This is a genomic window from Kocuria sp. CPCC 204721 (genome assembly GCF_040980945.1).
GTDB classification, from domain to species: domain Bacteria; phylum Actinomycetota; class Actinomycetes; order Actinomycetales; family Micrococcaceae; genus Kocuria; species Kocuria marina.
The window spans coordinates 25,394-37,415 of the sequence record NZ_JAVKPO010000015.1 but is presented as its reverse complement, the minus strand read 5'-3'; the positions used below and the strand labels follow the sequence as shown (position 1 = coordinate 37,415).

The 12,022-nt window shown below is 69.9% G+C and carries 12 protein-coding genes and 1 riboswitch; of the genes, 4 read left to right on the top strand and 8 right to left on the bottom strand.

Features of this window, described 5'->3' with window-relative positions; translation table 11 throughout:
* Window positions 1–96: 96 nt before the first annotated feature.
* Window positions 97–1,116, bottom strand: coding sequence for a DMT family transporter (locus tag RF637_RS11670; RefSeq protein WP_368835856.1), 1,020 nt, complete (start codon window positions 1,114–1,116; stop codon window positions 97–99).
* A gap of 37 nt (window positions 1,117–1,153) precedes the next feature.
* Between RF637_RS11670 and RF637_RS11665 the strand changes: the two genes are divergently transcribed.
* Window positions 1,154–1,390 (top strand): RNA-binding S4 domain-containing protein, encoded by a 237-nt coding sequence (locus tag RF637_RS11665; RefSeq protein ID WP_064846925.1) that lies wholly within the window; start codon window positions 1,154–1,156, stop codon window positions 1,388–1,390.
* A 4-nt stretch (window positions 1,391–1,394) separates the two neighbouring features.
* On the opposite strand, the gene RF637_RS11660 is transcribed toward RF637_RS11665, so the two are convergent.
* On the bottom strand, window positions 1,395–2,048 hold the full coding sequence (locus RF637_RS11660) for an alpha/beta fold hydrolase (RefSeq protein ID WP_318545631.1): 654 nt from the start codon (window positions 2,046–2,048) through the stop codon (window positions 1,395–1,397).
* A gap of 75 nt (window positions 2,049–2,123) precedes the next feature.
* Between RF637_RS11660 and RF637_RS11655 the strand changes: the two genes are divergently transcribed.
* Window positions 2,124–2,972, top strand: coding sequence for an SGNH/GDSL hydrolase family protein (locus RF637_RS11655; protein WP_085106631.1), 849 nt, complete (start codon window positions 2,124–2,126; stop codon window positions 2,970–2,972).
* A 110-nt stretch (window positions 2,973–3,082) separates the two neighbouring features.
* Here RF637_RS11655 and RF637_RS11650 read toward each other — a convergent pair whose 3' ends face one another.
* The 4 genes from RF637_RS11650 to RF637_RS11635 form a co-directional block, all read right to left on the bottom strand.
* On the bottom strand, window positions 3,083–4,240 hold the full coding sequence (locus RF637_RS11650) for a homoserine O-acetyltransferase (RefSeq protein WP_085106630.1): 1,158 nt from the start codon (window positions 4,238–4,240) through the stop codon (window positions 3,083–3,085).
* Window positions 4,241–4,242: 2 nt separating this feature from the next.
* Complete coding sequence (locus RF637_RS11645; protein WP_098053327.1) at window positions 4,243–5,631, bottom strand: bifunctional o-acetylhomoserine/o-acetylserine sulfhydrylase; 1,389 nt, start codon at window positions 5,629–5,631, stop codon at window positions 4,243–4,245.
* Window positions 5,632–5,707: 76 nt separating this feature from the next.
* A riboswitch (SAM riboswitch) is annotated at window positions 5,708–5,828 on the bottom strand.
* Entirely contained in the window at window positions 5,793–6,134 is a 342-nt protein-coding gene (locus RF637_RS11640) for a hypothetical protein (RefSeq protein WP_206051947.1), read from the bottom strand. It overlaps the preceding riboswitch by 36 nt.
* Before the next feature lie 75 nt (window positions 6,135–6,209).
* Window positions 6,210–6,611, bottom strand: coding sequence for a hypothetical protein (locus RF637_RS11635; RefSeq protein WP_368835855.1), 402 nt, complete (start codon window positions 6,609–6,611; stop codon window positions 6,210–6,212).
* A gap of 280 nt (window positions 6,612–6,891) precedes the next feature.
* Here RF637_RS11635 and RF637_RS11630 point away from each other — a divergent pair, with 280 nt between their 5' ends.
* Window positions 6,892–7,530: a VOC family protein gene (locus RF637_RS11630; protein ID WP_064846920.1), complete on the top strand. Its 639-nt coding sequence runs from the start codon at window positions 6,892–6,894 to the stop codon at window positions 7,528–7,530.
* A gap of 50 nt (window positions 7,531–7,580) precedes the next feature.
* Here the strand turns inward: RF637_RS11630 and RF637_RS11625 are convergent, their stop codons facing one another.
* Entirely contained in the window at window positions 7,581–8,345 is a 765-nt protein-coding gene (locus tag RF637_RS11625; RefSeq protein WP_368835854.1) for a CPBP family intramembrane glutamic endopeptidase, read from the bottom strand.
* A 68-nt stretch (window positions 8,346–8,413) separates the two neighbouring features.
* Between RF637_RS11625 and RF637_RS11620 the strand changes: the two genes are divergently transcribed.
* Complete coding sequence (locus tag RF637_RS11620) at window positions 8,414–10,756, top strand: S9 family peptidase (RefSeq protein ID WP_368844913.1); 2,343 nt, start codon at window positions 8,414–8,416, stop codon at window positions 10,754–10,756.
* Here RF637_RS11620 and RF637_RS11615 read toward each other — a convergent pair.
* Window positions 10,735–11,865, bottom strand: coding sequence for an NAD(P)/FAD-dependent oxidoreductase (locus RF637_RS11615; RefSeq protein WP_368844912.1), 1,131 nt, complete (start codon window positions 11,863–11,865; stop codon window positions 10,735–10,737). The genes RF637_RS11620 and RF637_RS11615 overlap by 22 nt on opposite strands.
* Between the last annotated feature and the right edge of the window lie 157 nt (window positions 11,866–12,022).

Here is a 12,022-nt window from a genome sequence, read left to right as displayed (position 1 = left end):
TGACGTGCGTCTCACGAAAAATCTAACGACAAACCATTACACGTGCAATCAATCGTGGGGCGACGGATTCCCGACCACACCACGCAGAATCGCGCCTCAGGAAAGGCGGCGTGAACCCCACGGGAGTGTGACGACCACGAGGCCCACGAGGGTGGCCAGCGTGCCCGCGACCGTGACGGGGGTGACCACGGTGGCCGCGGTGGGCACGGCGACGTCGAGCACGAGCGCCCCAAGCAGCATGCCCGTCACGAGCCCCAGGCTGGTCTGCAGCACACCCACGTGCCGGGCCAGCACCGCCCCGGCGGCCACGAACACGATGCCCAGGATCCCGCCCGTGTAGAGCCACCACTCGTGGGGCCACTGCACGGGTCCGGGGCGCGTGAGCCAGCGGGCCACACCGGCCACGACCACGAGTGCCACGGTCCCGGCCGCGAAGTTCGTGAGCGTGGATGTGAGGGGCGTCCCTGTGGCCGCGGCAATGTGAGCGTTCCACGCCGTCTGCACCGTGTTGAGCACACCCGCCAGAACCGGCAACGCCACCGCGCCCACGAGCGCCGGGGTGGACATGTGCAGGGAACCCGCCGAGAACCGCGGCACCATGGCCACGGCCACGGCGGCCAGGATCAGGACGGTACCGAGCACCCTGTAGCGGCTCAGCGGTTGCATCCCGCCGGGGCCGATCCCCCACCGGTCCACGAGCATCCCGCCCAGGGACTGGCCCACCACGAGACCCAGGATGAACACGGACACGCCCAGCAGCGCCGTCGTGAGCGTCTGCGCGATCACGAGGTACGCGCCGAAGACCCCGGCCAGGAAGTACCACCAGCGGATCCGCCGCGTGCGCAGCACGCCCGGCAACCGCGCCGCGCCGCGCCGGCCCGCAGGCAGTAGGACGGAGCCCACGAGCAACACTGCGAACCCGATCCCGAAGCTCACGAGCGCGGCGAGGTACGGGTCCCCCATGGCGCGGCCCAGCGCGCCGTTGAACCGCGACTGGACGGCCAGGCACGACCCCGCCAGGATACTCAGCACGACCCCCGTGAGCAGGACGAGCGGGCTCCGGGCGGGCGCGTGTGGAGTGGGGGCGCGACGGCGGACGGGGGTGGAAGAGGTCACCGATGAAGACTACTCCCGAGCCTGCGAGGATGGACCCATGCATCACGACGACTACGAAGAACTCCCGATCCGTGACGAGATGATCCGATTGGGCCAAGCGCTCAAGCTCGCGAACCTCGCGGAGGACGGCCAACACGCCAAGCACTTGGTGTCCGAGGGGCAGGTCACGGTCAACGGCGCGGTGGAACTGCGCCGCGGCGCGCAACTGCACGCCGGAGACGTGATCGCGGTGGTCGGGGCGGAGCTGCCGCCCGTGCGCATCGTGACGGGCTGACGCCCTACGAGGTCGCGTCCACGGCGGCCTGGAGATACTCCTTGATGTGCGCGAGTTCCTCCGGGCACACCCCGTGACCGATGCCCCGGTACTGGATCTTGGTCAGCTCGGTGTGATCGTTGGCCCACTCGGCGGTGCCGTCTACGAGCACCGAGGTGATCACGGGGTCCTCCGGGTCCCGGCCCCAGAACATGCGCAGCGGCTCGGCGCGCAGACGTTCGTCTTGGAAGAACCCCGCCTGGGCGTCGTCGGGCGCCACGGGCACCACGAACCCGGACATCCCCACGACGGCGTCCACGAGCTCGGGGACGTGACGCGCCACGGTCGTGGCCATGGCCATGCCCTGGGAGAACCCCAGCAGGAAGACGTGCGTGTGCTGCTGGGACTCTTCGCGCAACCACTCGATCACGGCCTCGGCCGCGGCGACCACGGCGTCCGTGGTGAACGCGAGATCTGCGGCTAACGGGAACCATTGGAAACCCATACCCGCGCGCTGCGGTGCGCGCACGGACGCGTACGTGTAGCCCTGCGGTAGCGCGAAGCTCAGGGCCATGAGGTCTTCCTCGTACGAACCGTAGCCGTGGAACATGACCACCAAGGGTGTTCCGGCGCGGTCCTGCGGTTCGTTGTTCCAGATCACGTGGGGAGCTTGTTGCATGGTTCCATCCTGACATGCCCACCCGGCGCTGCCCGCGGGCCTGAGTCGTTCAGGCGGGTGTGTTAGAACCCTGGTATGGATAAGAGCACGCACTCCCGAGCCCCCTCCGACCCGAAGCACCCTTGGCACCGCATGGTCTCGATCGGCGATTCTTTCACGGAGGGCGTCGGCGATCCCGACGACGCCGTCCCCGGCGGTGTGCGCGGTTGGGCCGATCGCGTGGCCGAGGAGCTCGCGCGCCACACCGACGACTTCGCGTACGCCAACCTCGCGATCCGCGGTCGGCTCTTCCAGGGCATCGTGGACGAACAGCTGGAACCGGCCATCGAACTGCGCCCGGACCTCGTGACCATCAGCGCGGGCGGCAACGATATGCTGCGACCCGGTGCGGATCCGGACGACATCGCGGTGCGGCTCGACGCCGTGATCGAGAAACTCGCCGCCACGGGTGCCACGGTCACGATGTTCGACGGCCCGGACATCGGCAACACCCCCGTGCTGCGCGGCATCCGCGGGCGCGTGGCGATCTTCAACGAGAACGTGCGCGTGGTGGCCGCCCGGCACGACGCCGTGATGGTGGACCTCTGGGGACTGCAGCAACTGGGGGAACCTGCCATGTGGGCACCGGACCGGTTGCACTTCTCGCCCCTGGGCCACCAGCTCATCGCGTGCGAGGTCCTGGACTCCCTGGGGGTCGAGCACGACCTGGTTCCCGGTGAACTCGGGGACCGCCCCGCGCGCACGTGGCGCGAGGCGCGTCGAGAGGACCTCGTGTGGGCCGGGAAGTACCTGGTCCCGTGGGTCGGCCGCCGGATCCGGCGTCGCAGCTCGGGGGACAACATCACCGCCAAGCGCCCTTCGTTCGGGCGCACCACGATCCCCGGTGCGGGCGAGGGCATCCCTGTCGAGGACCGGGAGGCCTGAGCCGGCCCGGGGCCGGGTCACCCAGTCCCGCCAGTCAGGGCCGCGCCCACTGAAGCCGACCCGTTCCCACCGGGTCTCACCGCTGAAACCGACCCGTCAGGGCTCCCTGCTCAATCCCGCAGCACGGTCTCCCGCAGCAACATGCCCACCTGCGGAGTTTCGATCAGGAACCCGTCGTGCCCGCTCGGGGACGTGATCGTGTGCAGCTCCTGCTCCCCCGGTAGCGCAGCCACGAGTTCGGCGGATTCCGAGGGGAAGAACAACCGATCGGAGTCCACCGCGGCCACGAGCCACTCGCACCGCGTGCGGGCGAGGACGTCCCGTAGCTCGCCGCGGCCCCGAGCGACGTCGTGCGACATCAAGGTCTCGTTGACACTCAGGTACGAGTTCGCGTCGAAGCGGCCCGCGAGTTTGGACGCCTGGTGGTCCAGGTAGCTCTCCACCTGGTACCGACCGCGGTCCGCGACGTGGGTGGCCTCGGGGTCCTCACGGGGTTGGGGTTCGCGGCCGAAGCGCGTCTCCAGCTCGTGCGCGCTGCGATAGGTGATGTGCGCGATCCGCCGCGCGAGCCCCAGACCCGCCTCCGGGTACTCGCCCGCGTAGTAGTCGCCGCCCCGGAAGTTCGGGTCCTGGCGGATCGCGAGCGACTGTGCCTGTCCCCACGCGAGCTGCTCGGCACCCACGCGCGCGTTGGCCGCGATCACGGCGCACGCGGCCACCCGATCCGGGTGGGACACGGCCCACTCGAGGGCGCGAGCTCCGCCCATGGACCCGCCGATCACGAGCCGCCACCGGGAGACTCCGAGCGCCCGAGCGAGCAGGGCCTCCGCGGTCACCGAGTCCCGCACGGTCACGCGCGGGAAACGCGAGCCCCACGGGACGCCGTCCGGTGCGGGACTCGCGGGTCCCGTGCTGCCGTAGCACCCGCCCAGGATGTTGGCGCACACCACGAAGTAGCGGTCCGTGTCGATCGCGGCACCCGGGCCCACGAGTCCGTCCCACCAACCGTCCGCCGCGGCGGCCGCGCCCTCGGGAGCGCTCGCGGCGTCCTCGTGTCCCGCGCCACCGCGCGCCACGTGCGTGTCACCCGTGAGCGCGTGCTCGATCAGCACCGCGTTGGAACCGTCCGCCGCGAGCTCGCCCCACGTCTCGTACGCGAGGTGCACGTCCGGCAGCCGGAACCGGGACTCGAGCACGAGCTCGCCGAGTTCGGCCCGCCGTACGACGCCGTCGCGCCGCGTGCGCGGCCCGTTGCCCACGACCGTCATGGTCAGTTCCCCGTGTCCTCCGCCGACGACGCCGCGTCACCGGCAGCGTCGCCGCGCGCACCCACCGCGGCGAATCCGGACTCGAGGTCCGCGAGGATGTCGTCGATGCCCTCGACACCCACGGACAGCCGCACGAATCCCGGTTCCACGCCGGCCGCGAGCTGCTCCTCGTCCTTGAGCTGGGCGTGCGTCGTGGAGGCGGGGTGAATCACGAGCGAGCGCACGTCACCGATGTTCGCCACGTTGGAGTGCAGGCTCAGGGCGTCCACGAACGCGACACCGGCGTCCCGGCCGCCGTCGAGCACGAAACCGAGCACCGACCCGGCACCGTTGGGCGCGTACTTCAGGGCGCGGTCGTGCCAGCGCGAGGACTCGAGACCGGCGTAGGACACCGAGCGCACCTCGGGGCGGGCCTCGAGCCACTCGGCGACCTTCTGCGCGTTGGCCACGTGACGTTCCATGCGCAACGACAGCGTCTCGATGCCCTGCTCGATCAAGAACGCGTTGAACGGAGAGATCGAGGTCCCCAGATCACGCAGCAACTGCACGCGCGCTTTGAGGATGTACGAGAGGTTGACGCCGAAGGCCCCGTCCGCACCGAGATCGCGGGCGTAGACGAGCCCGTTGTACGTCTCGTCCGGTTGGTTGAAACCGGGGAAGCGCTCGGGGTCCCGCGAGTAGTCGAACGCTCCGGTGTCCACGATGAACCCGCCGATCGCCGTGCCGTGGCCGCCCAGGAACTTGGTGGCCGAGTGCAGCACGATGTCCGCGCCCCACTCGATGGGCCGCACCAAGTAGGGCGTGGCGATCGTGTTGTCCACGATGAGCGGGACACCCGCCTCGTGGGCGATCCCGGCGATCGTCTCGATGTCGAGCACGTCGTTGCGGGGGTTCGGGATGGATTCACCGAAGAACGCCACGGTGTTCTCGCGCACCGCGTCCCGCCACTGCGCGGGATTGTCCGGGTCCGAGACGAACGTGGTCTCCACGCCCATGCGCGGCAGCGTGTGCTTGAGCAGGTTGTACGACCCGCCGTACAGGGACGGGCTGGCCACCACGTGGGTTCCGGCGCCGCCCAGGTTGAGGATCGCGAGCGTGGCCGCGGCCTGTCCGGAGGAGACCATCAGGGCCCCCACGCCGCCCTCGAGGGACGCGACCCGGTTCTCCACGACCTCCGTGGTGGGGTTGGTCAGGCGCGAGTAGATGGGGCCCATCTCCTCGAGCGCGAACCGGGCCGCCGCCGTGCGGGCGTCCGGGAACACGAAGGACGTGGTCTGGTGGATCGGCAGGGCGCGCGACCCGGTCACAGGGTCGGGGTTCTGGCCCGCGTGGATCTGTCGGGTTTCGAACGACCAGCCCTGGGGATTGTCGGGGGTGGGAGCGGTGCTCATGGCCGTACTCCTTCTCGGAGGGATCAGGGGTCCGGTGGCGATCCGCACGGTGCCCGTGCTGTGACCGGGCACCAACGACCCGCGCTTGCCGCATGACGTCGGTCGACGCCACGGCCAGGTCCTCACCCAGGGCACCCCACCGCGGAAGGGAGGGTTGCCGGTCAGCTAGCTGGGGCTTCGCGCTGACTCTCGTGACCTATTACCTCATTGTCCGAACCCGGCGGGGCGGGAGTCAAGCCGGGGACGCTGCGAGCGGGCTCGGGGTCAGTGGCCGCTCGTTCCTGCTGTTCCATCTCCCGGGTGTGCAGTTCCCGGTCCTTCATCTCACGTGGATGGACGTAGAACAGACCCGTGAGCACCGCGATCACGAACACCGCGAGCATCACGAAGAACAACGGCCGCACGCCGGTCAGGTAGATGACGGGGATGGCCAGCACCGTGACCAACCCGCCCCCGAAGAACGGTTCGAACACCAGCTGCTTGTAACCGAACGCCTCGAACACCGGGTCTTGGCCTCCGGGCCCACCACGCGCATGAGGATCAGCCCGGTGGCGGTCACACCCATGGACTGGCGGAAGTCACCGATACCGCGCCCGAATTAGTAGCGACCGATGATGTGGGGTGCCAACCACAGGAAAATGGCCACGTTGAACGCGATGCCGACCACCGCCAGGATGGTGAACGCCGCCAGCCACGGCCGCGATGGACATGTGCAGGGAGAACGGTTCCACGGAGGACGGGCGGCTGGTCATGGTGCCGGCGGGGTAGTACTCGTCGCTGCGGAACAGGCCGTTCTCGCCCCACGGCCCGTCGAAGCGGCCCAGCACCTGCGGGCCCAGGAGCAGGAGGATCGCGCCGCCGATGATGGAGCTCGGCAGGAACAGGCTCTGGACCCAACCCACCTTGACGTGCACGAACTTCCCCAGGAGCAGGGCGACTCGGAGGATCAGGAGTGTGAAACCGACGGCATTTGCGGACACGGGAACCACCTCGTAGTGATCGGGATCGATATCGGTCTCAGGTCACATAGCGAGGGCCCGGTCGGAGACTCCCCGGCTGATGCTGCGGACTCCAGCCTCTGAGACGCGCGTCTCGTTGACCTGGACCAACACAGTCCCCGCCCGGATCAGCCGTCCCGATGTCAGGTCTCGGGAGGTGCGGAGAGCCGGCCCTGCCCACCGGACCGGGCGGCGCAGGTCACACACTCGCCGGGCTCGCGCTCGATTTGGTGGCCCGTGTGGCCGGTGCCACCATGGCGTCATGAACTTGGATCACGTTTCCTTCGCGGCTCAGCCCGACGGCCTCGAGGCCACCACCGAACGCATCGCGAACCGGTTGGGGATCGAACCGGTCAAGGGCGGTGTGCACCCCCGTTTCGGCACCCGGAACATGATCCTGCCGCTCACCGACCACCAGTACGTGGAGGTCGTCACGGTGCTCGAGCACCCCGCCGCGGAGAAGGCGCCGTTCGGTCAGGCCGTCCGTGCCCGTTCCGACGCCGGCGGCGGCTGGCTCGGCTGGGTCGTGGAGGTCCCCGACCTCGCGCCCTTCGAGGCCAAGCTGGGCCGCCCCTCCGTGCCCGGTGGCCGGTTGTTCCCCGACGGTCGGCAGCTCGAATGGCATCAGATCGGCGTGAAGGGTTTGATCTCCGACCCGCAGTTGCCGTTCATGGTGCACTTCGATTCCGAGGACGAGATGCACCCGTCCCAGGCGCGGATCACGGACGTCCGGTTGAGCGGGATGGAGATCGCCGGCTCCCCCGACCGCGTCACGGAGTGGCTCGGCGGTCCCGTGGAGGACGTCCTGGGCTCGCTGGACGTCACCTGGTGCGCCCCCAACGGCACCCCCGGGGTCATGGCCGTCTCGTTCGACACCCCGGACGGCACCGTCACCATTTGATCTGGTTCCCTTCGGTGCGGCCGACGACGCCGCTCCACCGGTCTCCGGCATCAGCCCGCGAGCAGTTGCGGGGCCAGGAAGCCCACGGTGTCCAGGAGGGCGTGGGCGATCAGCAGCGGCATGAGTCGACCGCCGCGGCGGTAGAGCCACACGAACACGAGTCCCATGACCAGGTTCCCGAGCGTGGGTCCGAACCCCTGGTACAGGTGATAGCTGGCCCGCACCACCGCGGAGGCCACCGCCACGAGCCACCACGACCATCCGAGGGATCGCAAGCGCTCGCACAGGAACGCCACCACGATCATCTCTTCCACGATCGAGTGGCGCAGCGCGGAGAGCACGAGCAAAGAAACCGCCCACCAGGTCTGCTCCATGGTGGATGTGGTGATCTGCGCGGTGATCTCCAGGGACCGGCCCACCTGATAGAGCACCAGGGTGCCGCCGCCCATCACCGCGAACAGGCCCATTCCCCACAGCGTGTCCCACACGGGTCTGCGCCCATCCACCCCGATCCTGCACAGCACGCCGGGGATCCCCCGCGCCACCCCGGCCATGAGGTACAGGGCCAGCAGCACGGGGACGAGCGCGAAGCCGATGCCCGTGAGCTGACGCAACGCGTCGATCAGGGGGACGCTGCTCAGGGGCCGGTTGAGCGTCGTCGTGGTGTCGGCCAGCGAGGACCGCATGAGCACCTCGGCCAGATCCAGCACGGCGTAGACCGCGGACGTCCCGAGGGACACGCCGAGCACCAGGACGATCTGAAGCCACGTGTCGGCGCGCGACATGCCGCGCTGCGAAGGGGTGGGAGTCTGCACGGGACCATTGTGGCCGCTCGCGAGCGGGACCACGTCTGCGCGTCCCCACCCGTCCCTAGACTGTGGGCATGACTTCCGAGCAGCCGTCCTATCCCGTGGCCCCGAGCCGCCCGGTGGAACGCACGTTCCACAGGCACACCTTCGCCGATCCCTACGAGTGGCTCCGGGACAAGGACTCCCCCGAGGTGCGCTCGCACCTGGACGCCGAGAACGCCTACGCGGAGGCCACGACCGAGGATCTGGCGCCCCTGCGCGAGCGGATCTACGGGGAGATCAAGGACCGCACGCTCGAGGCGGACCTGTCCGTGCCGTCGCGTCGCGGGGACTGGTGGTACTTCACGCGCACGGTCGAGGGCGGCGCCCACCAGATCTTCTGCCGCGTCCCGGTCACCGACCCCGCGCAGTGGACACCGCCCACCGTGGAACCGGGCACCGCACTGGACGGCGAACAAACCCTCCTGGACGCTAACGCCGCATCCCAGGAGCACGACTTCTACGCGCTGGGCGCCTTCAGCGTGTCGGAGGACGGCTCCAGGTTGGCCTGGTCCGAGGACACCGCAGGTGACGAACGGTTCACGATCCAGGTCAAGGATCTCGCTACGGGACAACTTCTCGCGGACCGGATCGAGCAGACCTCGTACGGCGCGTTTCTCACACCGGACGCCTCCCAGCTGATCTACATCGTCGTGGACGAGTCCTGGCGGCCGTGGCGCGTGTACCGGCACGTCATCGGCCGGGACGCATCGTCCGACGAGCTGCTGTTCCAGGAGGACGACCCCGGTCTGTGGCTCGGGGCCGAGCTCTCTGCGGACAAGCAGTGGCTCATGCTGTCCTCGTCCTGCTCGGAGTACAGCGAGTACCGGATCCTGCCGTTGACCGAGCTGGCCGGCTCCCCCACGGATGAGCCGGTCGCCGATGCGTCCGACTACACCGCTGGGCCGGCTTCCCTGCCCTGGCGCGTCATGATCTCGCGCGAGGACCGGGTGCTCTACGAGGTGGAACCCCTCACGGTGGCCGGCCAGGACTACGTGCTCCTGACCCACGACGCGCACGCCCCTAACGGCCGGGTGAGCCTCATGCCGCTCGGGCACGCGGGCCGTGCCCTCGCGGACCTCGAGCTCACGGATGTCATCCCGGCGTCGGAGGACGTGCGGATCGAGTCCTGTGTTCCCACCGCCACCCACCTGGTCGTGGCCCTGCGCGCGGACACCACGCCCCGGGTCCGCCTGATCCCGCGCCGCGCGGTGGACGAGATCGTTGCGGGCCCACGCGAGGCCGTGCCCTCGACATCGGACACGGGCTCAGGACGCCTTGCGGACTCGGACGACGCCGCGGCGTCGAGCGCGGCGGCCGGTGCGGCGTCGCCGTCGCTGCTGGACGGGGCCGAGGCCGCGTTCGACGAGGAGCTCTACACGAGTGGCGTGCTCTCCGCGGAGTACGAGAACCCCGTGGTGCGGGTGTCCTACACGTCCTTCGTGACACCGCCGCGCGTCTACGACATCCCCACGGCCGAACCCGGCGAGTCCGGGACGAACGAGTACGGCGTGGGCGAGCCCGTCCTGCGGCGCGAGGCCACCGTGCTGGGCGGGTACCGCAGCCAGGACTACACCGTGGAACGGGACTGGGCCGTGACCGAGGACGGGACCCGGATCCCCGTGAGCATCGTGCGCCGCGCGGACCTGGACCCCACCCGCCCCGCACCCGTGCTCCAGTACGCCTACGGGTCCTACGAGATCAGCACGGACCCCGGCTTCTCCGTGTCCCGGTTGTCGCTGCTGGACCGGGGCGTGATCTGGGCGGTCGCGCACGTGCGCGGCGGTGGCGAACTCGGCCGCGGGTGGTACGAGAACGGTAAGAAGGACACCAAAACCAACACGTTCACCGATTACGTCGCCGTCACCCGCCACCTCGCCGCCCGCCCGGACGTGGACGCCCAGCGGATCGCCGTGATGGGTGGCTCGGCCGGCGGCCTGCTCGTGGGAGCCGTGCTCAACCTCGCGCCCGAGCTGTACTGTGCGGCGCTCGCGGCGGTCCCGTTCGTGGACCCGCTGACGTCCATGCTCATGCCCGAGCTGCCGCTCACCGCCCTCGAGTGGGAGGAGTGGGGCAACCCCGTGGACTCGGCCGAGGTCTACGAGTACATGCGTTCGTACTCCCCCTACGAGAACCTCCGGGACGCGGACTACCCGCCCGTCCTGGCGGTCACGAGCCTCAACGACACCCGCGTGCTGTACGTGGAACCGGCCAAGTGGGTCGCCGCCCTGCGCACTCGTGCCCGGCACCCGGAGACCGTGGTGCTGCGCTGTGAGATGGCGGGCGGCCACGGTGGCGCGTCCGGGCGCTATTCGCAGTGGAAGGACACGGCCTGGGAGTACGCGTGGCTCGCGCGCTACCTGGGGGTCGCGGACTGATCGGGGGAGCCCTCCGGGGCCAGGGCATCGCGAGTGGCGGGGCTGAGCCAGTCCCCTACCTCACCGCGCAGCACCAGTTCCGCGGCGGCCCTGGCGAGTGCCGAACTCGTCTGGAACCCGTACCCGCCCTGGCCCGCGAGCCAGAACATCCCCGGTGCCACCGGGTCCCAGCCGCACACGGGGACGTCGCTCGGACGCTCCGTGCGCAGCCCGGTCCATGCCTTGACCACGCCCGTGATCCGCAGGCTGGTCTCCCGCTCGATCGTGGCGATCAGCCCGGCGACGGCGCCCTCGTGCGGTTGGGCATCGCACGGTTCGCTGGGTTCGGCCTCCCCGAGCGAGATCATGGCGCCCGCGGCATCGGGGCGGTAGTACCAGTCCTCGGCGGCATCGTCGACCATGGGGTGTTCCGGCGGCATGGGCTCGGCCAAGGTCACGAGGGCCGCCGTGCGCCGCAGAGGCCGTAATCCCTGGGGCGCCGCGCCGAACAGCGCTCCCACCTCATCCGCCCACGCACCCGCGGCATTGACGACCGTGGCGGCACGCACGGTCTTCGGCCGGGCGGCGTCGAGGGTCAGCTCCCACAGGTCCCCGGCCCGCCTGGCATCGGTCACGCAGCTGTTCGTCCGGATCTCGACGCCGGCCGCCAGCGCTCGCTCGCGATGCCATGCCACGAGGGCGGTGGCATCCGTGCGCACGGCGGACTCGTCCACAGCGGCGGTCCTGAAGCGCTGCGGGTTTACCCGCAGTTCGGGGCACAGCTCGAACAGTTCGGCGCCCTCAAGGGTACGCAGCCCGGGAACAGTCATGGCGGCCACGTCCTCGGGCGAGCCGGCGACGACGAACGAGCTGGGCCACGCGAGCGGCGCCGCCAGATAGTTGCCAGCTTCGAGCAACCGGGCAATGCTCCAGCGGGTGAGCTCGAGCACCGGTTCCGGACCGTAGCTCGGGATCAGTTGCTGCGCGGACCGGGAGGACGTGTGTATGGCCGCGTCCCGTTCCGCCTCCACCACGAGGATTCCCTCACCAGTCCCCCGGTGTTCCGCCAGCTCCGAGGCCGCGGACAATCCGGCGATGCCTGCTCCAATGATCGCGATCTCAGTCGTCATGACCTCATTGTGGCACCCCACCGGTCGCATCCCGGAAGCCGGCGAGGAATCCTCCGGCTCGGCAATCGGGGCCCCGCAGGATGCCGTGGCGTGACAGCCCACACCGTGGGATCCGGACCGGTTCCGGGTACGACGAAGCCCCGCCCCACACCGGGAT

Bases quoted from the DNA above. Each gene is read 5' to 3' on its own strand.
- RF637_RS11655 (WP_085106631.1), top strand. From the start codon at position 2,124: ATGGATAAGAGCACGCACTCCCGAGCCCCCTCCGACCCGAAGCACCCT.
- RF637_RS11620 (WP_368844913.1), top strand. From the start codon at position 8,414: ATGACTTCCGAGCAGCCGTCCTATCCCGTGGCCCCGAGCCGCCCGGTG.
- RF637_RS11630 (WP_064846920.1), top strand. From the start codon at position 6,892: ATGAACTTGGATCACGTTTCCTTCGCGGCTCAGCCCGACGGCCTCGAG.
- RF637_RS11645 (WP_098053327.1), bottom strand. From the start codon at position 5,631: ATGAGCACCGCTCCCACCCCCGACAATCCCCAGGGCTGGTCGTTCGAA.
- RF637_RS11650 (WP_085106630.1), bottom strand. From the start codon at position 4,240: ATGACGGTCGTGGGCAACGGGCCGCGCACGCGGCGCGACGGCGTCGTA.
- RF637_RS11660 (WP_318545631.1), bottom strand. From the start codon at position 2,048: ATGCAACAAGCTCCCCACGTGATCTGGAACAACGAACCGCAGGACCGC.
- RF637_RS11665 (WP_064846925.1), top strand. From the start codon at position 1,154: ATGCATCACGACGACTACGAAGAACTCCCGATCCGTGACGAGATGATC.
- RF637_RS11615 (WP_368844912.1), bottom strand. From the start codon at position 11,865: ATGACGACTGAGATCGCGATCATTGGAGCAGGCATCGCCGGATTGTCC.